The organism is Herbiconiux gentiana (assembly GCF_024978135.1).
GTDB classification, from domain to species: domain Bacteria; phylum Actinomycetota; class Actinomycetes; order Actinomycetales; family Microbacteriaceae; genus Herbiconiux; species Herbiconiux gentiana.
Genome location: NZ_JANTEZ010000001.1, coordinates 215,516 through 237,054, shown reverse-complemented (window position 1 = coordinate 237,054; position 21,539 = coordinate 215,516). Strand labels below are relative to the sequence as shown.

Sequence of the window (21,539 nt, the reverse complement as noted above, 5' to 3'; positions counted from 1 at the left end):
ACGCATGAGTGACGATGACGTTCTTGGCACCTACCCCATGGATCCGGCGAGCCGCCGCGTAACCATCGACGACGTCGCGCGTACGGCGAACGTGTCGATCGGAACTGTCTCGAAGGTGATCAACGGCCGGCGCGGCATCGGTGAGGACACTCGAGCTCGAGTGGAAGCGGTCGCAGACTCGCTCGGCTACGTCAGCGTGTTCGAACGGAGAGGGTCGCTCCGTTCGGTCGGCGAGCCGACGATCGAGGTTCTCGTCGAACCAGCAGATGTCGCGAACCCTTACCTCTCCTTGTTCATGGGCGGAGCGATGGAGATTGCCGGCAGTCTCGGTGCCGGGCTCCTCATGAGGTCGATCGAGAGCATTCAGAACCTTCCGCGTGCCGCGTGGGCACAGTCGCTCGTGAGGGCGGGCCGCGTCGGTGTGATCGAAGTCACCAGCGCGTTCTCGGCGGACCGAGAGAACGCTCTCCGCGCCGTGGGCCTCCCGATGGTGCTGGTCGACCCCATCGACCGCCCGCGGAAGTCGACCCCCAGTATCGGTGCGACTAACTGGGCCGGTGCATACGAGGCCACGCAGTACCTCATCTCGCTCGGTCACAACCGGGTGGCCTATGTCGGCGGACCACCGCGGGCCACCTGCGATGTGATCCGCGCCCACGGCTGGGCGGCCGCGATGACCGATGCCGGACTGCCGGCCGATCTCGATGCGGTGCTGCGGCACTCGTACACGTTCGAGCACGGGCGTGATGCCGCCGAGCGGTTGCTCGGAGCGGAACTGCCGCCGACCGCGATCTTCGCCGGAAGCGACATCTCCGCGATGGGGGTGCTTGAGGCCGCCCGTCGCTGCGGGTTGCAGGTGCCGCGCGACCTGAGCGTCGTGGGGTTCGACGACACCTATCTCGCACGAACGTCGACTCCGCCGTTGACCACAGTGCACCAGCCGATAGCCGACATCGGCCGCAATGCGGTCTCCTCCGTGATGCGGCTCGCCGGGGGAGATCCGCTCCCCGCCAAGCGGATCGAGCTGGCCACCCACCTCGTGGTCCGCGACTCGACCGCACCACCGCGCCCTTGACGTTTCCACACTCCCCACGATCGGACTTTCAGATGACTGACACCGCAGCGCGCCCTGCCATCGCCTGGCGCGACCCAGGACTCGCCCCCTTGGAAAGAGCTCGGATCCTCGCCGCGCAAATGACCCTGCAGGAGAAACTCCAGCAGCTCGGATCGACCTGGCCGGACGCCGCGAACGCCAGTGGCGACGTCGCCCCGATGCAGGAGACGCAATTGCAGGCTGAGCCCTTCGATACGGCGATCGAGAGCGGTATCGGACAGCTCACGCGGCCGTTCGGAACCGCCCCGGTCGAACCGGCCGAGGGGATGCGCCGCCTGGCTGCACTGCAGCGCCAGGTGGTGTCAGCGAACCGCTTCGGTATTCCTGCCGTCGCTCACGAGGAGTGCCTCACCGGCTTCACGGCCTGGAAGGCGACCGTCTACCCGACGTCGATCGCCTGGGCGGCGACCTTCAATCCGACGCTGGTGCGAGAGATGGCGGCTGCCATCGGCCGTGACCTGGCCTCCGTCGGCATTCATCAGGGTCTTTCGCCCGTGCTCGACGTGGTTCGCGACTATCGATGGGGGCGGGTCGAGGAGACCCTGGGCGAGGACCCGTACCTCGTCGGTGAACTCGCCGCCGCGTACGTGCAAGGACTGCAGTCGCAGGGCGTCGTCGCCACCTTGAAGCACTTCGCCGGCTACTCCGCCTCCCGCGGGGCGCGGAACCACGCGCCCGTGTCGATCGGGCCGCGCGAGCTCGCCGATGTCACTCTCGTGCCCTTCGAAAAAGCGGTCGTGAAAGCAGGAGCCCGATCGGTGATGAACTCGTACACGGAGCTCGACGGCGTTCCCTCCGCGGTCGACCGTGACCTGTTGACGACCCTGCTGCGGGAGACCTGGGGGTTCACCGGAACGGTCGTGTCGGACTACTGGTCGATTCCGTTCGTGGCGACGATGCACCGCACCGCGTCGGGCAACGTCGATGCCGGCGAGCAGACGCTCCGAGCCGGCATCGACGTGGAACTACCGCACACGCTCGGATACACGGCAGAGCTGATCGACGCCGTTGCTGATTCCGGCGAGCTCATCGACCGGGCCGTGCACCGCGTGCTCGCCCAGAAGGCCGAGCTCGGGCTGCTCGACGAGGGGTGGCTGCCGTCCGATCCCGAAGGGCCCATCGACCTCGACTCTCCGGGCAACCGGCACATCGCCCGGCAGATGGCCGAACAGTCGCTCGTGCTCCTCAGCAATACCCGGTCCGGACTCCCGCTGCGCCACGCACCTACCCGGATAGCGGTGGTCGGGCCGGGTGCCGATGACCCGGGGTGCTTCTTCGGTTGCTACTCCTTTCCGAATCACGTCATGCCCAACCACCCCGACCTCGGGATCGGTGTGGTCGCGCCCACAATCCTCGATGCGGTGCGCTCGGAGTTCCCCGGCTCCCAGGTGCGGCACGCCGGTGGGGTCGGCATCACGGGGGGGTCGGCCGAGGGTATCTCCGAGGCGGTCAGCCTGGCCGAATGGGCGGAGTTCACCGTGTTGGTCGTCGGCGACCGGTCCGGGATGTTCGGTCACGGTACGTCCGGGGAGGGCTGTGACGCTCTCGATCTCACGCTGCCCGGTCTGCAGCAGGAGTTCGCGCAGTCGGTGCTCGCCGCAGCAGGCGAACGGACGGCCCTGATCGTGCTCTCCGGACGGCCGTACGCGATCGGCGGTCATTCGGCGAACGCGATGGCCGCAGTGCAGGCGTTCTTCCCGGGGGAGGAGGCCGGCGGTGCGATCGCCGGTGTGCTGAGTGGCCGGGTAAACCCTTCGGGTCGCCTGCCCGTGCAGATACCAGGAGCGGCCTCGAGCCAGCCGGGCACCTACCTGGCTCCACCGCTCGCCCTCCGGAGCGAGGGCGTGAGCAACCTCGACCCCACCCCTGCCTTCGCGTTCGGCCACGGACTCGGCTACAGCGAGTTCCGGACGGCCGTCGAGAGCACGTCCTCCGTGCTGCCGAGCGTGGACGGCTCGCTCGACGTCACGGTGAGGGTGACGAACGCAGGGGACCGGGACGGGGCCACCGTCGTGCAGTTGTACCTGTCGGACCCCGTTGCGACCGTCACTCGACCCGTGCGTCAGCTCATCGGATTCGCCCGGGTCGAGCTCGCGGCGCGCGAGTCGGCGAACGCGGTCTTCACTGTCCACGCCGATCTCACGAGCTTCACCGGACGCGACCTGCGCCGGCGGATCGAACCCGGCGCGATCGTTCTGACCGTCGCCGACAACGCGCTCGAACCCGGCATCGAGCTCGACGTCGAGGTCGTCGGACCGGTTCGGCATGTCGACCACAACCGGGTGATGACCGCGCCCGTCGTCATCACGAAGTCGTCGCTGTGACCGGACCGCGGCAGGGCTTCGTGAGCACGAGCACGGCCGAGACCTGGCAAGACGGAGTGGTGGCCGGAACAGGCTCGCTCGGGGTCGTCGTTCACGGAACGCCTCGCCGGCATCAGCTGACCGTGGCCCACGAGGAGTTCTTCCTCCCGCTGCTGGACCCCGTGCCCCGGGGTCCACGGCTGGCCGACCTCATGCCGACGCTACGGTCTCTCGTCCTCGCCGGCGATGAGGTCACCGCCTCCGCTCTCGTCGAGGAGCGCGCCCGTGCTACCGGCGTCTTTCGAGACATCATGCCACTGGACCCGTTCGTGCCGGTCGCAGCTCTCCTGGTCGAACAGGCCGACGTCGGAGCTCCCGGCACCTACCGTCGCTCGGGCGACTTCTCGAGCGGCTCGATCGCTCTCGGGTGGGTCGCAGAACGCGGAGCATCCGCGATCACGTGTCTTCCCGATCGGTGCCACGACACGATCACGGTCACCATCACCTCGGAGTCCCCCACGCAGTGGACTCTTCAGGCCGGTCAGAGCGACGATCGCTCCACGGAGGTCGGGAACGTCGACGTCATCGATTTCCGTGACGATGTCGATGCCCAGGTCGACGTGACACCGACGGCTCTGACCGTTCGAGTCACCCCGCGGACCCCGCCGGTCGACGGCTCACGTCCGGTCGGTGTGGTCACCACCTTCGCTCTGATGGATGCGGTCGCCGAGGTGACCGACGGTGAGCGGTTGCGGGTGCACACCGATCGGGAGCATCCTGTGACGATCGTCATCTCCGCAGTGGTGGCCCGGAGTTCCCCACTGCCCGACCTTCCGATGACGCTGAGACGCAGCCGGAACAGCCACTCGGAGCTCTTCGGAGCGTGCGCCCTCGACCTGCACAGCGGCATCGACGACGAGGTCGGCATCGAGGGTCTCGTCGAGTCGGCACGCGCCGGCGATGCGGCCGCTGAGCGCGGCGTCGTCGAGTTCGCGTTCGCCGCGGGTCGCAGCGCCGTTATCAGCTCATCCGGTGAGCTGCCACCCAATCTCGTCGGCGTCTGGCAGGGCTCGTGGGCACCGGCGTGGTCGGGTGCCTACACACTCAACGGCAACGTCCAGCTCGGCTCGATGGCCGGTTTGTACAACACCGGTACCCCGGAACTGCTTCTCGGCCTGTTCCGGCTCCATCACCGCTTCCTCGCCCAGTACCGCGACAACGCGGCGCGCGTCTTCGACTGTCCCGGGTACTTCCTTCCCACACACATATCCGGTCACGGTTTCGCGAACCACCACAGCACCGAGTACCCCCACTGGTTCTGGTACGGCAGCGGAGCCTGGGCGCTGCGTTCCGCTTACGACTACTACAGCGCGACCGGCGACACCCAGTTCGTGCGCGACTTCGCCTGGCCGTTCGCCGCGGGAGTGCTCGAATTCCTGGACGCCATCACCGTCGACATCGACGGGGTGGCTCACTTCGTGCCGTCCTTCTCCCCGGAGAACACCCCCGGTGGCGCCACGACCCCGCTCTCCGTCGACGCGACGATGGACATCGCGCTCCTGCGTGACGCTGTGCGGATCGCGGACGAATTCGCCCACGTGGCCGGAGAACCGGAGACGCTCGAGAGATGGGCGGCGCTAGCGGGACGGCTGGCTCCGTACAGGGTCGCGTCAGACGGCGCGCTCGCCGAGTGGGCCGCCGCGGATGTGCCCGACCGCATCGCGCATCGGCATGTGTCGCACCTCTACCCGTTCTGGTACTCCGACGGCGATTCCGCAACAGGCATCCGGATCGAGGATGCGGCTCGAACCACGATCGCCCAGAAGGCGGACTGGCGCGCCGCGGCGCCGTCAGGTCCGCCCGGCAATCAGGAGATGGCCTTCGGACTCAGTTCGATCGGCATCGCGGCTGCGCGGCTAGGCGACACGGAGAACGCCTACCGATGCGCGCTGTGGCTGGCGCGGGATCACTTCGAACCGAACGCGATCTCCCGACACGATCAGGGCTCGATCTTCAACATCGATGCGTGTGGCGGGCTCCCGGCCCTCGTCGCCGAGATGCTCCTGTCGACGTCTCGGGAGTCGGTCAGGCTCCTCCCCGCGCTCCCGGAGCAGTGGCCGACCGGTTCGGTGAGAGGCCTCACCGGACGAGGTGGCATCGTGATCACCGAGATGACCTGGACTCTCGAGCACATCACCGCGACGATCAGTGTGCGTGGCGGAGGCAACGATCGTGTCGTTCCGCAGATCGAGTTTCCGCGCGACGTGATCGTCGACGGGATTCCCGTTCGCGTCCTCCCGGCACAGACAGTCGAACACGATCTTCGGTTCGACTACCGCTTCGCGCCCGCCTGACCCATCCGCTCTTGCCGGGCACCGCCAGGGTGAGCCGGGTCGCCGCGAACGGGGTCGACCCAGGATGTCGACGACGCGGGCGACTCGAAGACCTGGGAGCCGCCCTCTCCACCAAGAGGACGACTCCCAGGGGTGCATCCCCTTAGGCGCAGGGAGTGAGATTCTCCACCGCCGGACTGAGTGCGGCCGGCCCGCCCAACAGGGTTATCGACGAGGCGCCGAGTGCGGCGATCTGCGACAACGTCGCCGACGGGATGCACGTACTCGGCACAGTGAACAGCGGGGCATCCACGGTCGGCGCGAATGCTGAACCGGACAGAGCATCCGGGAACTTCTCGCCGGTCGCGAGGACGACACGATCGGCCTTCTGGATGAAGTAGGCGTTGATCTGACGTGCCGTGTCGTACCGGTCGGCCCCGCCCAGACGGACGGTCGTCGCCATCTCCGCTGCGTCCGACTCGATTCCTGGCGAGACCGACGACGGTCCGCCGGCGATCACGACCGACGAGATTCCGAGTCTCGTCAGGAGCGCACGCGTGGCCTCGTCGAGTCCGCTCTTCGAGCCGTCGACGAGGATGACGGGCCCGCGACCCGAAACGGCCGACCCAGCCGAAAGCGCGTCAGGGAACGACGCGCCCGTCGAGATCACGGCAACGTCCGCGCCCTCGGCGAAGGTCGAGTCTGCGACGTTCCTCGACGTCTCGAAACGATCAGCTCCGCCGATCCGGGAGACTGGCGCTATTTCCGCCAGGGTGTCCTGCACGGCTGTGCTGACGGAATCCGATCCTCCGACGATCACGATGGCGTCAGGTGCCAGGCGGGCGACCTCGTCACGCACGGCGGCGGGCAGATTCCGACCCGTAGTCAACAGGATCGGGCCCCCGGCCAGGGTCGCCGCCGGAGCTGCCGACAGCGCGTCGGGGAAGCCCTCGCCGGAGGCCACGTAGACCGTGCTGGCCCCGTCGGGGAATCCGGCCTTCGCGGTGTTGACCGACACCTCGTACCGGTCGGCGCCGGCGATACGGTCGACGAGTGGAGCGGCGGGCGCCACCAGGGTGTCCCACACCAGGGGGCCGGAGTCGAAGACGACAGCGATCCGGCTTCCAGCGGGTACATCTGCAGGATCCACCGTCAGCGAGGATCGCTGATCGGCGTCGAATGAAGCAGTACCCAGGTTTCTCACTGAACCGTCGGCCTGGTAGGCGTAGACGTGCCCGGACACAATCGCGTGCAGCGGTGTCCCGGCGGGGTCGCTCGCCGGGGCGCTGAGCTGCAGGGTTTCTGCGGTCAGCGTCGCGAGTCCGGGTGCCCGGTAGAGGTCGACGAGATCGGCGGCGGCGGGTGCCTCCTGGATGAGCTGCCAGTCCTGAGAGAGGTCTCCTTGAGCTGCCGCCTGCTGAACCGTGATGCGCCCGTCCGCGTCTGATCCGGTCATGTACAGCGACTCGTTCTTCGACGACTGGAAACGGTAGAAGCCGTCGTCGGTCGGAACCAGGGTCCAGACTTTGTCGCTGCCTCCGTCATCCACCCATTGGCTGAGCGATGCGCCGGCAGAAGCGGAGCCCTGCCAGAGTCCGGCAGCCCGGCCGCCGCCCTTGTTGAGCAAGGTCACGTTCGTACCCTTGGCGGTGAGGTGCCAGCGCTGGGTGTCGTTTCCGGGAACATCGGGCCGGGAGACGATGTCAGGGGTGTCACCCGTGTAGATCGGATCCTGGGTCTTGTTGAACTCCGTGCTGAGCACCTGTCCTGTCTTGCGGTTGACCACGGAGTAGTACGCGCCCTGAGAATGACCGAGGTCGACCTCGGAGTAAGAGATCGGCGAGCCGCCCCAGCCTCCACGAAGCACGACCACCCGGCCGGTCTGCGGAACGAACGTCAAGTTCCGGCTGTAGCCCGCCGGAAGAGAGGTCTGGTAGGGCAGCCACTGCCCGTCGCTCCGGCCCGACTCGTTCACGAGGATGTTGGACCCGGTGTCGCCGTCGTTGAAGATCAAGCTCCACTTCGTCGGGTCGGTCGGGTTCGGCACCTTCACGAGGACCGGGTTGTTCGACGCTCGGGCTCCGTTGAGCTGGAAGTAGGGCGCATCCCAGAATCGCAGGGGGTCATCGCTGATCTTGGTGACGCCGAACTCGGCGGTCAGCAGCCACTTGCCGTCGGTCGTCGGAACGACGTTGGTCATTCCGGGACGACCGCCTCCGAGGATCGTGGTGCCCGTCTTGTCGACCGTCGGGGATCCCACCTCGTCGGCGATCGGCTCACTCCAGGTTCCACTCGCTGTTCCGTCCCACAGTCGATGTGCGAGGATCTGGTTGACGGTGTCGGGGTGGGTCTGCCAGTTCGGATCGCGCTGGAGCACACCGGTCTCCGGGTCGAATCCCGTGTAGTCGACCTCATCGGTGTAATACGCGACGAGCTGACCTTCGTACTCCATCAGGTACGGCTCCCACACGGGATCGTTCTGCTGGTACACGTTCTCCGTCGCCATGTTCTCGAGCGTCCCGTAGGAACCGGTCCAACCGCCCTCGGCGATGATGTTGAGGAACTGCCACTGCTCGCCGTTTCCGTCAGTGCTCGCATACAGGGCGATCGCGGCGTTCTCCCGGTCGCCGTCGCGCACCGGGGTCCAGTCGGGATTCAGGGCCTTCTGCTCGGCGTAGTACTGGTCTGCACCGGAGACCAGGCTCGCCAGGAGCAGCGTTCCCGCCTTGAGATCGCCCACGTCGGTCGGGAGCGTGTACAGGTAGGGGTTGGTCCAGTTGCTGGTGTATTTCGCGAAGCTGGCTTCCCGGTCAGTTCCCTCGGTCATGGCGGCGGGGGACGCCAGATCGGAGAGCTTCTGCCACGACGAGCCGTAGTCGTCGCTCGAGTAGAGCGGCATGGTCTGTCCGACCGGATTGCCCAGACTGCGTTCGAAGGCCGCGATCAGGCGGCCGTTGGGCAGCTGCGCCGCCTTGGGATACAGCACCGAGTTCGTCTTGTTCTGCGTGGCGAGCTCTGCTGGGCTCGGTGCATAGAGTGTGCCGTCGCCTGGGTTGTAGGCGTGTGCCGCCACTGGTACCGTCAGCAAGGCGACAAATGTCGCCGAGCCGAAAAGTAGAGCCGCAGCTCTCTGGATTTTCTTGTGCACCGTTGCACCCCTTGAGTGTGTGAATGGGAATCGGGATCGAGCCGGGATCACGCGGATCTGCTGTTCCTCGCCAGGAGAATCGGGGGATTCCCCGCTCACCGACTTGTTGTTCTAACGTCTCACGGCAATTGAGGCCTGAACGAAGTTGGAAAGATTTTCACCATTCGCCGTCGTCTCCTCCGCTAACGGCATCCACAATCAACCCCAACGCGGGGCTTTCGGATATCTCGCACCAGCATTTCGAGCTCCTCTTCGAGGATCACGGGTCCTGGACGTGCGGGATCGACTACGGAGAATACATTCGGGCCGGTCACGGTCAGATGAATGATGCAGAAATCTAAGGGACGGTTTCGTCGAGAAAGAGGTCGAGGCCGACTAGGGCCGGTCTCTAGCCGTCAACTACCTGCGCGTTGCGGCCACTGTCTGCTGAGGGGTCCTTCTGCGATTGCATGGCTGAATCCCTTGCAGTGATCGCGGCAGCGACAGTCGAGCAGTTGAACTAACGCCCACACAGAAAATCGTGTCCACGGTCAAGGGAACCGGCCAGTTCGCATCCGATGCGAAGAGGCCGCTTTGTTATTGACATAATGTGCATTATCAGCGCCTCTTCAACCACTGGAAATCGCATCAAGAATTAGATAAGCTGAGGAACCGTCATTGCCAAGAAGGGGAAGGTTAGGTGCGCCCGTGACAGAACCTCACCAGCCCTTCCGAGTGTGGCGACCGAATCCTCACCCGCGATATTGCACGCTCCTCACCCGTTTCCCGAGCGCTCCGAACAGCGTGTGGGAAAGCATCGCAGAAGCCGTCCCATTTCCCGCGCACAGCGACAGGGTGGAGTTCCACATGGACCCGCGTTATCCCCACCGACGCCGACTCGCGGACTACTGCTACAGCGTCAATCAATTCGTTGTGATCAGTGGTCGATTGCGCAATTTTCTCGACGCGCATGCCGTGCAAGCAGAGTACCTGCCTGCCCGAATTTACGACGGTCGCGGACGTCTCGCCTCCTACGACTACATGGTGGCAAATGTCCAGACCGTCCTGGACGTCATAGACCAGGAAAAGTCGATCATTGAATTCAATCCGCATGCGCCGCGCATCCAGCGTGCCGATCGTCTCGTCATCGACAGCGATGCGATAGCCGTCGACATCATGGCTTTCAGGCCCCGCTACCTTCCCGAAGTGCTGATCGTGCGCGAATCGTTCGCCAATAAGCTGGAGAGTGCGCGTTTCACCGGACTCGACCTCGACACACTCACGCAGTTCGTCGAGTGATCGGCTTGAGCGTCAGGTCGCGGTCGTCCGCAGCGCCTCCGCCGGCTCGATGCGCGCCGCCCGGTGCGACGGAAGCAGCCCGGCCAGCAGTCCCACGAGACCGCCGACACCGACCGCCCCGAACGCCAACGCCAGATCGAGCACCGGCGTCCAGCCCTGCGCCGCCGACACGCCGACGACCACGAACACGCCGGCCGCCGAACCCATCAGCCCGCCCAGCACGCCGACGGCCGCCGACTCGGCCACGAACTGCCCGGCGATCTCGCCGCGGGTCGCGCCGAGCGCCCGCCGCAGCCCGATCTCGCCGGTGCGCTCGGTGACGCCGCCGAGGGTCGTGCCGGCGATGCCCAGGGCGCCCGCGAGCAGCGTGATCAACCCGATCGCCAGGAAGACCAGGTCGAGGTCGCCCTGCAGCCCGGTCTGGAACGTCGACGGCTCCCCCGGCGCTGAAACCGAGTATACCTCAGGCAACGACGGAGCGAGCGCGATCGGCGCCTGATGCGCCACGAGCGCTCCCGCCCCGAGCTCCACCCCCAGCGCGAGCGTCGACGCCGTCACGCCCGGGAACTCGGCCCGGGCGGTGGCGAGCGGCAGGATCACGGACGACTCCAGCGACCTCCGGGTCTCGCTCGCGGCGAGGATGCCGATCACCGCATAGGCGTGCCCGCCGATGAACAGGGTCGGGCGCGCGTCGATCGACGTCACGCCCAGCGACTCGGCCGCGGCGGCTCCGAGCACCACCACGCGATCGTGGCGCTGCTCGTGACCGCTGTCGAACATCCGCCCCCGCTGCAGCCGCCCGCCCACCGCCCCGAGCAGGTCACCGGATGCGGCCACCACGGCCGGTGGCGTCGACGGCGGCCGGGACGGGTCGACGAGGGGGACCGTCGCGATCGTGCGCCCGTCGAGGTCGATCGGTGCGAGCAGGGCGGCGGCGGTGACCCCGGCCAGGCCGCTGACCCGCGCGAGCGAATCGTCGGGCAGCGTGGCGACGGCCCGCTCGGTGCCGTCGGCGCCGCTCGCCGTCGCGGGTTCGACCTCGGCGTGCGTGGCGGCGACCTCGTCGAAGCGCGAGGCGAGCTGCCCCGACGCGGTCTGACCGAGCCCCGTCGTCATCACCAGGGCGCCGATGCCGACCAGGGTGCCGAGAATTCCGAGCAGCAGCCGCCCGGGGCGGGCGCCGACGCTGGCGAGCGCCTCTCCCCCGATGTCGCGCAGCAGCCCGAGCCTCACCCGAGCCGCCCGGCCTCGAGCACCTGATGGCGGTGCGCCCGCCCGGCGACGGTGTCGTCGTGCGTGATCACGACGACCGTCAGCCCGTCGGCGTTCAGCTCGTCGATGAGCGCCAGCACCCCGTCGGAGTTCTGCCGGTCGAGGTTGCCGGTGGGTTCGTCGGCGAGCAGCAGTCTCGGACGGGTGCAGATCGCCCGCGCGATCGCGACCCGCTGCCGTTCCCCGCCCGACAGGGTTCCCGGATGCGCGTGCAGCCGTGACCCGAGCCCCACCCGCCGCAGCGCCTCCTCGGCGCGGGCGCGACGCTCACCCGCCGGCAGCGGCCGCTCCCCCGTCTCGCCGTAGACGAAGGCGAGCAGCACGTTCTCGAGCACGGTGCGGGCGGAGAGCAGATGGAACGACTGGAAGACGAATCCCACGCCGCCCCCGCGCACCCCCGACCGCTCGCGATCGTCGAGCCCCGCGGTCGGTCGGCCGTCGAAGAGGTACTCCCCCGCCGTCGGCCGGTCGAGCAGCCCCAGGATGTTCAGCATCGTCGACTTCCCGGCCCCCGACGACCCCGTGATCGCCACGAAGTCTCCTCGGGCGACCGTGAGGTCGACACCCCGCAGCACCTCGAGGGTGCGCCCGCCCGTGCTGAAGCTGCGGGTCACGCCCCGGAGCTCGATCAACGCGTCGGTGCCGGTCATCGCCCGACCACCACGCGGGCGCCCGCGACCAGGCGGTCGTCGGTGCTCCGCACCTCGGCGTAGCCGCCGGCCGACAGCCCGGTGGTGACCGTCACGAGCTCGGTGGCGAGTGGGGCATCCGGATGCTCGACCTCGAGCTCGACCCGGCTCTCGCCGCCCGGCCCTGCGCTGAGCGCCGCCACCGGAACGGCCAGCACCGCCCCGGCGGTCGCCTCGACCGGGACGTCGACCCGCACGTTGGCGCCCCGCAGCCGTTCGGCGACGTCGGGCTCCAACTCGCCCGGGTCGAGCGTCATCGTGAACGCCTTCACCGCCTTCTCCCCCGCGGCCGGTGCCTTGGCGGTGACGGACGTCACGGTGGCCGGCCGAGTCGTGCCGTCGGCCGCGCTGTAGGTGGCCGCCATGCCTGGCTTCACCAGCGCGGCGTCCTGCTCGGTCAGCGTGCCGACGAGATGGAGGACCGCTCCGGAGACGCTCATGGTCGAGCCCGAGACCGGCGACCCACGCTCGGCACGGACACTGTCGACCCGGCGCGGCAGCGTGGGCAGGAAAACGACCTCGGCGGCCGGGAGGGCGGTCAGAGCATCCGTCTCGGCGTCGACGCGATCGCGCTGGGCCTGGTCGAGCTGGGCGAGGGCGACGTCGACGGCCGCGCTCGCGGCGGAGGTGTCGCCGGGAGCGGCCGCGGCGTCGCGGCGCGCGATCGCGAGGGCCAGTTCGTCGCGGTGGCGCTCGATCACGCCGGTGGGCTCGGCGTCGGCCACGGCCTCGTCGAGGGTGCGCTGGGCTTCGCGCACCGCGTTCTCGGCCTCCAGCTGCGCCGCGGCCGGCGCCGGAGCCGCCGCGCGCCCGAGGGCGGCGCGGGCCTCGACGACCGCGGATTCGGCCGCGCGCTCGGCGGACCGGGCGGCCCGCAGCGTCGCCGCCGCATCCGGTGCCGGTGACGGCGGTGCGTAGCCCGCCCGGCGGTAGAGCTCGGAGACGCCTGCGGAGGTCGCGGCGTCGTAGTCGGACGAGGTGGTGTCGCCCGCGTCGATGCCGAGCCCGGCCAGCGCGGCCTTGAGCTGCAGCACGTCGGGGCCGGAGAGACCGGCGCGGAGCGTGCGATAGGCCGGCAGCGCACCGGGCAGGGCGAGCACCGGGCGCCCGGCGACCTCGAGCGCCACTCCGCCGGCGGTGAGCTGCGCGCCGGCCTCGGGCACGTGACCGGTGACCACGGCCGGACCGCCGAGACCGGAGGTGTCGATCGTCACGTCGACGGCGTCCGCGAATCCGACGTCGGCCCGCGCGGTGACCCGGTTCTCGATCACCCGCTCCTCGACGGGCGCGAAGATCGGACCGGCCTCGGGCGCGGTGGCCCGCGCGGCGAGCTCGGCCGGCGAGACGACGAACCGGGCCGCTCCGACGCCGGCGATCAAGGAGAGAAGGGCGACGGCGGCCAGCGCGACCACGAGTCGCGGGCCACGCAGCACGATCCGCGCTCGGCGTCCCGGAGGGGCGACGTCAGTTTCGCCCATGCTTCGCCACCAGTGCGTCGAGGGCGGCCCGGTTGCGGTCGACGAACGCCTGCTCGACGCGGTGCTGCTCGGCGGCGAGCAACTCGTCGTGGCGGGACGACTGCGCGCAGTCGAAGTCGGCGACCGCTGTCGCGATCTCCTCGTCCTGCAGCGCGTCGAGGGCGCTCTGGTCGACGTCGGGGTGGTCGCCTCCGGTCGCCTGGTCTCCGGCCGCCTGGTCTCCGGGATCGTCGGGCCGGGTGAGGGCGGAGAAGCGCTCGGAGAAGTCGGCCGAGGGGTCAGCCCGGTGCTCGTACCCCGGATGCCCGGCGGAAGCGAGGCAGTCGCTCCAGGCGCGCTCGGCCGTCACCACCGCATCCACCGAGGCCGCCTCGTCGGACAGCCCGTTCAGCTCGTCGACGAGGCCCTGGAACTCGGGGTCGCCCACGGCGGCGCCGGACGCGAGGTCCGCCTCGTGGAAGGCCTTACCCATGCACCCGGCGGTGGTCCAGTCCCAAACGGGCACCGCCCCGCTCGCCGGTTCGACGGGCTGCCCGTACAGCGCCTGCTCCCAGGCCGCCCGCTCCCCTTCGCTGAGGGTCGCCAGGTACCCCGCATTCGGATCGACCCACTCCTCGTCGCCCGTGGTCGGCGCGTACGGGCTGCTCACGACGCCGTAGCCGTACTGCTCGGCGAACTCCCGAGAGCCCCAGTCCGCCCCGCCCGACGGTGCGTCCTGCACCGAGATGCCGGAGCCGGGGTCGGGCTCGTACGGGAACCCCTGCTCCTTCATGCATGCGGCGGCGGTCGTCTGCACCGTGTCGTTGCGCTGCTGCAGCTCCTCCTCGGAGCTGTTCCCGTAGAGCGCGTCGTAGTACGGCGTCAGCGGCGACTCGGCCGAGGTCGGCCCGACGGTGCCGGGCGGCCCGCCTGCGCAGCCCGCGAGCCCCGCGGCGAGAGCCCCGAGGAGCGCCGTCACGAGCACGGGCGAGAGAGTGCGGCGGGCAGATGCTCGGTCCATGGCGTCTCCTAAGCTGATGAATCCTCAGAGACAAGCTAGGGCATCGGCGCGGGGCGCGCGGTCGCTCTCGGGTTTCTCCCACCCCGCGCCAAGGGTCCGCTAGATTTACCGCAGGCGCGCCGGCAGTGCGCGCACCGACCAGGGGGAATCCATGACCGCACCGACCACCGCCGGGCCCAGCGCCGGCTTCCTGCTCTTCCCGGGCGACATCGGCGGCAGCGTCGCGAAGTGGCTGAAGGCCGGCCTCTGGGTCCGTGCCGTGCTCTCGATCCTGCTCGGCGTCGTCGTGCTGGTGCTGGCGTTCAACAACCCCGACGCCATCGTCTACACCATCGCCCTGCTGTTCGCGATCTACTTCTGGATCATCGGCCTCATGCGCATCGTGCAGGGCATCGTCAGCCGCGATCTCACCGGCGGCATCCGGGCGCTCGGCATCATCCTCGGTGTGCTGCTGATCGTCGCGGGGGTCGTCGCCATCCGCAACCCGGTGGTCTCGCTCGTCGCGCTGGCCTTCGTGATCGGCTTCTCGTGGATCATCGAGGGCGTCCTGGCCGTCATGGAGACCGCGAGGGACTCCTCGCAGTGGTTCGGCACGATCCTCGGTGTCGTCTCGGTGGTCGCCGGGATCGTCGTCATCTTCCTGCCGCTCGAGTCGATCGGCATCCTGGTGCTGTTCACCGGCATCAGCCTGATCATCACCGGCGTCTTCGCGGCGATCACCGCGATCACGCTCGGCAAGGCCCCCAGGACGACGGTGTGAGAACCGCCCGCCGGGTTAGCTGAGTCGCTCGACCAGCGCCGCCAGCCCGGCGGGCTCCAGCGCATCCGTCGTCGCGGCCAGCTCGGCCGGCGCGAACCAGCGCCACTCCTCCACGTCGACGCGCTCGTCATCGGTCCAGTTCGTGTCGACCGGGTCGAACCGCTCGGTGCGCAGGCGGTACCACTCCTCGTGATAGGGGCGACGGATGCCCGTGGCCGGCTCCGCCTCGAAGTCGTGCGCCCACACGGGGTCGCCCAGCTCCGCCTCGGTGACGACCAGTCCCGTCTCCTCGAAGAGCTCGCGCACGGCGGCCTCGGCGTGGGTCTCCCCCGGTTCGAGATGGCCGCCCGGGGTGAGCCAGCGGGTGGGGTTCGCGGGAGCATCCGCCCTCGTGAAGAACAGCAGGGCTGCACCCGAACTATCGGTCACGAGCACCCGCGACTTCAGGATGACCGTGCCCTCCGGCACCGCGGCATCCGCTGCCCCACCCACGGCTCAGACGCCGTTCTGCTCGAAGTCGCTCACGTCGCCGACGAGCCGGGTGTGGTCGGCCGGGATCGGGTCGACCGCGGCGGCGGCGACCTCGGCGGCGAACTCGCTCACGTTGTAGAGGCGGCCGGCGGCCTCCTTGCGCGCGCCGATCGCGCCGGGGTTCATGCGCTCGAGCAGGGTGGCGGTGATGGTGCCCTCGATCATGTCACCCGAGACGACCACGAACTCGACGCCGGCCTCGTCGAGGCGCGGGATGAGGTCGCGCAGGGCGTCCTCGCCCGCACGCTTGGAGAGGGCGACCTGCTCGTACTCGGGCATGGTCGGCGTGGTGCGGATGAAGTGCGCCTGGTGGCTCGTGACGAACACGACGCGCGACCCGGGGGCGAGCAGCGGCAGCGCCGAGGTCAGCACGCTGACCTGCGCGTCGCGGTTGAGGCTCATGGCGTAGTCTTCGGCCATGCCGCTCTCCATGCCGCCCGAGGCGTTCAGCACCAGCACGTCGAGCCCGCCGAGCTCGGCCTGCACCTGGTCGAACAGGGCGGCGACCGAGTCAGGGTCGGTGAGGTCGGCGCCGGCGACGATCGCGGTGCCGCCGTTCTCGCGGATGGAGTTCGCGAGCTTCACCGCGCGCGCCTCCTTGTTGCGGTAGTTGATGACGACCGAGGCGCCCGCCTCGGCGAAGTAGCCGATGGTGTCGGCGCCGATGCCGCGGGACGAGCCGGTGACGAGAACGCGCTTGCCGTCGAGCGATCCGGGGGCGAGGGGGTTGGACACGGGGGCTCCTTGGTACGAGGGGTGGCGAACCCGTCGAGACTACCAACTCACCGGGCGTCCGACCGGTTGTCGCCCGTGCCTGATAGCGTCGGAGACACCGATCGAGACCGCACAGGTCGCAAACGGGAGGAGACCGCAGATGCTCGAATTCCTCGACAGCTACGCCTGGATCGTCTGGCTGGGCCTCATCCTGCTGTTCATCGTGATCGAGATGTTCACGCTCGAGTTCACCTTCCTCATGATCGCCATCGGCAGTCTCGGAGGCCTCGTGGCCGGTGTGGTCGGAGCGCCGTGGTGGGCTCAGATCGTGGTGGCGGCGGCGGTCTCGCTGCTGCTCCTGCTGCTGCTGCGGCCGCCGCTGCTGAAGCGGCTGAAGCGCGGCGGCGATCCGGCGAAGAGCAACGTCGACGCCCTGCTCGGTCTCGAGGGCCACGTGCTCGACCGACTGACTCCGACGGCCGGCCATGTGAAGCTCTCCAATGGCGACACCTGGACGGCGCGGGTTTCGCCCCTCGTCGAGCAGCGGGAGCTCGAGCGCGGCGAGCGTGTGCTCGTCACCTCCATCGACGGTGCCACCGCCGTCGTCGTACCGGCCTCGGCCAGTGCACCCCTCACTCCCCCCGACGGGCTCGCGCCCGGCAACCGGAAGGAAGCGACACCGTGAACGACTCCGTGGGTCAGATCGTGCTGTTCGTCGTCATCGCGATCGTCGTCCTGTTCGCGCTGGTGGTGCTGGCGCGCTCCGTGCGCATCATCCCCCAGGCGCGGGCCGGCGTGGTGGAGCGGCTGGGCCGCTACCACAAGACGCTCATGCCCGGGCTGAACATCCTGGTGCCCTTCATCGACCGGCTGCGGCCGCTGATCGATCTGCGCGAGCAGGTCGTCTCCTTCCCGCCCCAGCCGGTGATCACCGAAGACAACCTGGTCGTCTCGATCGACACGGTCGTCTTCTTCCAGGTGACGGATGCTCGGGCCGCGACCTACGAGATCGCGAACTACCTCGGCGCCGTCGAGCAGCTCGCCACCACGACCCTCCGCAACGTGGTCGGTGGACTGAACCTCGAGGAGGCTCTCACCAGCCGCGACGAGATCAACGGTCAGCTGCGCATCGTGCTCGACGAGGCGACCGGCAAGTGGGGCATCCGGGTGTCGAGGGTCGAGCTGAAGGCGATCGACCCGCCCGCCTCGATCCAGGACTCGATGGAGAAGCAGATGCGCGCCGAGCGGGAGCGTCGCGCGGTCATCCTCACCGCCGAGGGAACCAAGCAGTCCTCCATCCTCGAGGCGGAGGGTGCGCGGCAGTCGCAGATCCTGCGGGCCGAGGGTGACGCCAAGGCGCAGGTGCTGCGGGCGCAGGGTGAGGCGGAGGCGATCACCACGGTGTTCGGCGCCATCCACCGGGGCGAGCCCGACAACATGCTGCTGGCCTACCAGTACCTGCAGACGCTGCCGAAGCTGGCCGAGGGCAGCGCGAACAAGCTGTGGGTCATCCCGAGCGAGCTGACCGAGGCGCTGAAGGGCATCGGGCAGGCCTTCGGAGACAAGGGCGGGTCGGTCGCGGCCTCGCTCGCCGGCGGGCCGCGCCCCGGCCCCAGCGAGGCGGCGAAGAGCGGTGGGCTGATCGGCGGCGACGCGGCCGGGGGCACGGCGTCGTCGGCGCTTGCCGACGCCCAGGCCGCCGTGCGCGACGCGACGGCGGCGGCCCGCAACGCGGCCGACGCCAGCGCCGCGGGCCGCCCGGCCGGCGCGGGCATCGGCGACGGCTCACCGTCGGCGCCGACTCCGCCCGTCTCCCCCTCCCCTGCCGCCCCGTCTCCGGGCGAGACGTCCGGGGACGGGGCCGGCCCTGCCGCTCTCTGACGCCCCGGCGAGCACAGACCGCACCCGCCCGTGATCCACGACGTCGACACTCTTCCGAGCCCCCGCTGATGGCTCGACGGCGCGCATCGAGAAGCGAGTACTTCTCCGGGGCATTCCCCCGGGTGCTCGCCCACCGCGGGCTGGCGGTCGACGTGCCCGAGAACACCTTGGCCGCCTTCGAGGCCGCGGTCGGGGCCGGGGCCGAATACCTCGAGACCGACGTGCACGCCACCGCCGACGGCATCGCGGTGGCCGCGCACGACCCCACCCTCGACCGCGTCGCCGGCCGCGACGAAGACGTGTCCGCCCTCACGCTCGAGCAGCTCGTCGCCATCGACCTCGGCGCCGGGCAGCGCCTCTCGACGCTGGCCGAGCTGTTGGTCGCGCTGCCGACGAGCCGCTTCAACATCGACGTCAAGGCCGAGGCGGCCGCGGCTCCGGCGGCGGCCGCGATCGAGGCGGCGGGTGCGCGGGAGCGCGTGCTGCTGACGTCGTTCTCGAGCGCCCGGCGGAGGTCGGCGACCGTCCTGCTGCCGGGGGTCGCAGCGTCGGCCTCGGCGCAGGAGTTCGTGCCCGCCCTCATCGCGGCGAAACTGGGGCTCACTCCCCTGGCGCGGTGGTTCCTGCGCCGGGTCGACGCCGTGCAGATCCCCCGACGGGTCGGGCGCTTCGAGACCGTGACGGCGCGCACCGTCCGGCGGCTGCACGCGGCCGGGGTCGAGGTGCACGTCTGGACGATCAACGACGTCGACGAGGCCCGGCTGCTGCTGGAGCGCGGCGTCGACGGCATCGTCACCGACCGCGTCGACCTCATGCTGCCGCTGGCGGCCGAGTTCCGCCGGCACGGGGGCGGTGCCGGGCCGCGTCGGTAGAGCATCCGGTGCTCGACACGCCCGGAAGGCGATGACCCCCGAAAGGGGAATGGCGGAGTTGACTGGGAGACCTCTGGCAATACCCGCCCACGGAAAGGATTCCGCCTCGCACGCCGTTATAACGAATAAGCACCGCGAGAGGAGACCACACAATGGCAGATCGCAGTTTGCGCGGAATGCGTCTGGGCGCACAAAGCCTGCAGAGCGAAGAGGGCGTCGTTTTCTCGCCCCGAGCGACGTACACGTACCGTTGCGCGACATGTGGCCGTGACACCGACATGGTGTTCTCGGCCGAGGCGGAGGCCCCCGAGGCCTGGGAATGCAAGTTCTGCAGCCACGAAGCCACGCTGATGGTGGGCTCTGAGCCCGTCGTCATCGACCACAGCGACGCCAAGACGCCGCGTTCGCACTGGGACATGCTGCTCGAACGGCGCACCCGCGCCGAGCTCGAGGAGCTGCTCGAGGAGCGCCTGCAGTACCTGCGCGCCCGTCGCGGCACGCAGAAGATCGGCGCCTAGCACCGCCACCCCGCGGGCCCCGCGCCCGCACGCACGAACGCCGCTCGGCATCCGCCCGGGCGGCGTTTCTGTACCCGCCCGACCTCCCGGCGAGGCGTCAGGCGCGGCGGCGGCCTGCCCACAGCGCGACCGCGAGGCCGGCGAGGCCGAGGCCGCCGACGAGCCACTCGAGCTGGAAGCCCAGGAGCGCGGCCGGCGTCTGCGTCGTCGCGAGGGGGACGTCGGCGATCATGGCGCCGGGCTGGTAGGCCGGGATCGTCGTGATGTTCTGCCCGTCGGGCCCGATGATCGCCGAGGTGCCCACGGTCGAGATGTTGACGACGCTGCGCCCGAACTCGACGGCGCGCAGGCGGGCGATGGCGAGCTGCTGGAGGTTCTCGTCGGTCTGTCCGAAGTCGGCGTTGTTGGTCTGCGCCAGCACGACCTGCGCGCCCTCGGCCGACATCGCCCGCATCACGGCATCGTCGGTGATGTCGAAGCAGATCGAGATGCCCGCGCGCAGCCCGTCGATGTCGAAGGTGAGGTCGGTGGTGCCGAACTCGTAGTCGCGGGTGACGAGGTCGACGAGGTCGGGCGCGAGGCTGCGGAAGAAGGCGCGGTTGGGCATCCACTCGGCGAAGGGCACGGGGTGCCGCTTGTCGTAGTGGTCGGTCGCCTGTCCGTTCTGCCAGAGCAGCGAGGTGTTGTAGACCTTGTCGCCGCGCACCTGGATGGTGCCCACCACGAGGGGCACGTCGCCGAGCTCCCGGCTCACGGCGTCGAGGGTGCCGGCGGCGAGGGAGTTCGTGGTCGGGTCGATGTCGGAGCCGTTCTCGGGCCAGACGACGATGTCGGGGTCCTGCCCCTCGAGGAAGCGCGACGCCGAGACGTGGTCGTTCAAGATGTCGCCGCGCTCGTGCACCGCGAAGAGTCCGGCGTCGGAGTCGCCCTGCACTCCGCCGATGCGCGAGGTGCCCGAGGTGGGGGCGGCCCACGCCGGCACCGCGAGGAGGGCAACGGTGGCCGTCACGACGGCGAGCACGCGCGCGGGGCGGCTCAGGGCATCCGCCGCCCACCGGCCCTCGCGGCAGAGCTGCACGGTGAAGGCGACGAGCCAGACCAGCAGGAAACTGAGGCCGGCCATGCCGACCCAGGCGATCAGCGAGGTGAACGGGCTGTCGCTCTGCGACATCGCCACGCGGGCCCAGGAGAAGCCGCCGTAGGGGAAGATCGCGTTGATGCCCTCGCGGAGGGTCCAGAGGCCGGCGATCACGATGGGCACGAGCCCGAGGCGACCCCAGCGGCTCGGCCAGACGCGGTCGGCCCGGCGGTAGACCAGGGCGATCGCGATGGCGCCGAGGGCGAAGTACCCCGCCTCGAACAGGGTCAGCCCGAGCCACGGGATGGGGCCCAGGTAGAGCGTCAGCCAGATGATGTGCGCGCCCCAGAACGCCGAGCCGCCGACGATTCCGACGAGCAGGGCCCCGCTCCAGCGACGGCCGATCAGGGCGGCGAGCATGACGCCGGTGCCGACGAGGGTGAGCGGCCAGAGGTTCTGGTCGGGGAAGCCGGCGTCCATGGTGAAGCCCGCGCCGATGGCGGCGACGACGGCGAGCCAGAGCGGGAGGAGAGGCCGCGCGGGCGGCACCACGAGCACGGCAGGCAGGCG

General features: G+C 69.5%; 17 protein-coding genes and 1 pseudogene. 10 read left to right on the top strand and 8 right to left on the bottom strand.

The window, feature by feature from the left end; translation table 11 throughout:
- Nucleotides 1–4 precede the first annotated feature (4 nt).
- The 4 genes and pseudogenes from NVV95_RS01070 (at nucleotide 5) to NVV95_RS01055 (ending at nucleotide 5,771) form a co-directional block, all read left to right on the top strand.
- Entirely contained in the window at nucleotides 5–1,075 is a 1,071-nt protein-coding gene (locus tag NVV95_RS01070; RefSeq protein WP_259484686.1) for a LacI family DNA-binding transcriptional regulator, read from the top strand.
- 119 nt (nucleotides 1,076–1,194) lie between these two features.
- Nucleotides 1,195–3,438, top strand: a complete 2,244-nt coding sequence (locus tag NVV95_RS01065) for a beta-glucosidase family protein (RefSeq protein ID WP_259484685.1) — start codon at nucleotides 1,195–1,197, stop codon at nucleotides 3,436–3,438.
- Nucleotides 3,435–4,154 (top strand): annotated as a pseudogene (locus NVV95_RS18440) (glycoside hydrolase N-terminal domain-containing protein); the annotation flags it as partial. The gene NVV95_RS01065 and the pseudogene NVV95_RS18440, both read left to right, overlap by 4 nt.
- A gap of 42 nt (nucleotides 4,155–4,196) precedes the next feature.
- On the top strand, nucleotides 4,197–5,771 hold the full coding sequence (locus tag NVV95_RS01055; RefSeq protein WP_259484683.1) for a glycosyl hydrolase family 95 catalytic domain-containing protein: 1,575 nt from the start codon (nucleotides 4,197–4,199) through the stop codon (nucleotides 5,769–5,771).
- A 142-nt stretch (nucleotides 5,772–5,913) separates the two neighbouring features.
- On the opposite strand, the gene NVV95_RS01050 is transcribed toward NVV95_RS01055, so the two are convergent.
- Nucleotides 5,914–8,736, bottom strand: coding sequence for a cell wall-binding repeat-containing protein (locus NVV95_RS01050; RefSeq protein ID WP_259484682.1), 2,823 nt, complete (start codon nucleotides 8,734–8,736; stop codon nucleotides 5,914–5,916).
- Between the two features lie 849 nt (nucleotides 8,737–9,585).
- Between NVV95_RS01050 and NVV95_RS01045 the strand changes: the two genes are divergently transcribed.
- Entirely contained in the window at nucleotides 9,586–10,176 is a 591-nt protein-coding gene (locus tag NVV95_RS01045) for an imm11 family protein (RefSeq protein WP_333474046.1), read from the top strand.
- 12 nt (nucleotides 10,177–10,188) lie between these two features.
- On the opposite strand, the gene NVV95_RS01040 is transcribed toward NVV95_RS01045, so the two are convergent.
- Genes NVV95_RS01040 through NVV95_RS01025 form a run of 4 tightly spaced genes read right to left on the bottom strand, consistent with a single transcriptional unit; the run spans nucleotide 10,189 to nucleotide 14,615 of the window.
- Complete coding sequence (locus tag NVV95_RS01040; RefSeq protein WP_259484680.1) at nucleotides 10,189–11,409, bottom strand: ABC transporter permease; 1,221 nt, start codon at nucleotides 11,407–11,409, stop codon at nucleotides 10,189–10,191.
- Complete coding sequence (locus NVV95_RS01035; protein ID WP_259484679.1) at nucleotides 11,406–12,098, bottom strand: ABC transporter ATP-binding protein; 693 nt, start codon at nucleotides 12,096–12,098, stop codon at nucleotides 11,406–11,408. Before NVV95_RS01035 ends, NVV95_RS01040 begins: the two co-directional genes overlap by 4 nt.
- A complete protein-coding gene (locus tag NVV95_RS01030; RefSeq protein WP_259484678.1) occupies nucleotides 12,095–13,615 on the bottom strand; it encodes an efflux RND transporter periplasmic adaptor subunit in 1,521 nt (506 codons plus the stop codon). The genes NVV95_RS01035 and NVV95_RS01030 overlap by 4 nt, the downstream gene beginning before the upstream one ends.
- The gene (locus NVV95_RS01025; RefSeq protein WP_259484677.1) at nucleotides 13,602–14,615 is read right to left on the bottom strand and encodes a hypothetical protein; all 1,014 of its coding nucleotides are present in this window, start codon (nucleotides 14,613–14,615) and stop codon (nucleotides 13,602–13,604) included. The genes NVV95_RS01030 and NVV95_RS01025 overlap by 14 nt, the downstream gene beginning before the upstream one ends.
- A 151-nt stretch (nucleotides 14,616–14,766) precedes the next feature.
- Here NVV95_RS01025 and NVV95_RS01020 point away from each other — a divergent pair, with 151 nt between their 5' ends.
- Complete coding sequence (locus NVV95_RS01020; RefSeq protein WP_259484676.1) at nucleotides 14,767–15,375, top strand: HdeD family acid-resistance protein; 609 nt, start codon at nucleotides 14,767–14,769, stop codon at nucleotides 15,373–15,375.
- Between the two features lie 15 nt (nucleotides 15,376–15,390).
- Here NVV95_RS01020 and NVV95_RS01015 read toward each other — a convergent pair whose 3' ends face one another.
- Together NVV95_RS01015 and NVV95_RS01010 are read right to left on the bottom strand one after the other, a co-directional pair.
- Complete coding sequence (locus NVV95_RS01015) at nucleotides 15,391–15,843, bottom strand: NUDIX hydrolase (RefSeq protein WP_259484675.1); 453 nt, start codon at nucleotides 15,841–15,843, stop codon at nucleotides 15,391–15,393.
- A 27-nt stretch (nucleotides 15,844–15,870) separates the two neighbouring features.
- The gene (locus NVV95_RS01010; RefSeq protein ID WP_259484674.1) at nucleotides 15,871–16,641 is read right to left on the bottom strand and encodes an SDR family oxidoreductase; all 771 of its coding nucleotides are present in this window, start codon (nucleotides 16,639–16,641) and stop codon (nucleotides 15,871–15,873) included.
- 139 nt (nucleotides 16,642–16,780) lie between these two features.
- Here NVV95_RS01010 and NVV95_RS01005 point away from each other — a divergent pair, with 139 nt between their 5' ends.
- The 4 genes from NVV95_RS01005 (at nucleotide 16,781) to NVV95_RS00990 (ending at nucleotide 19,891) form a co-directional block, all read left to right on the top strand.
- On the top strand, nucleotides 16,781–17,305 hold the full coding sequence (locus NVV95_RS01005; protein ID WP_259484673.1) for an NfeD family protein: 525 nt from the start codon (nucleotides 16,781–16,783) through the stop codon (nucleotides 17,303–17,305).
- Entirely contained in the window at nucleotides 17,302–18,501 is a 1,200-nt protein-coding gene (locus NVV95_RS01000) for an SPFH domain-containing protein (protein ID WP_259484672.1), read from the top strand. Before NVV95_RS01005 ends, NVV95_RS01000 begins: the two co-directional genes overlap by 4 nt.
- A 68-nt stretch (nucleotides 18,502–18,569) precedes the next feature.
- Nucleotides 18,570–19,373, top strand: coding sequence for a glycerophosphodiester phosphodiesterase family protein (locus NVV95_RS00995; RefSeq protein WP_259484671.1), 804 nt, complete (start codon nucleotides 18,570–18,572; stop codon nucleotides 19,371–19,373).
- Between the two features lie 152 nt (nucleotides 19,374–19,525).
- Nucleotides 19,526–19,891: an RNA polymerase-binding protein RbpA gene (locus NVV95_RS00990; protein WP_259484670.1), complete on the top strand. Its 366-nt coding sequence runs from the start codon at nucleotides 19,526–19,528 to the stop codon at nucleotides 19,889–19,891.
- Between the two features lie 97 nt (nucleotides 19,892–19,988).
- Here NVV95_RS00990 and lnt read toward each other — a convergent pair whose 3' ends face one another.
- The gene (lnt, locus tag NVV95_RS00985; RefSeq protein WP_259484669.1) at nucleotides 19,989–21,527 is read right to left on the bottom strand and encodes an apolipoprotein N-acyltransferase; all 1,539 of its coding nucleotides are present in this window, start codon (nucleotides 21,525–21,527) and stop codon (nucleotides 19,989–19,991) included.
- Nucleotides 21,528–21,539: the final 12 nt, after the last annotated feature.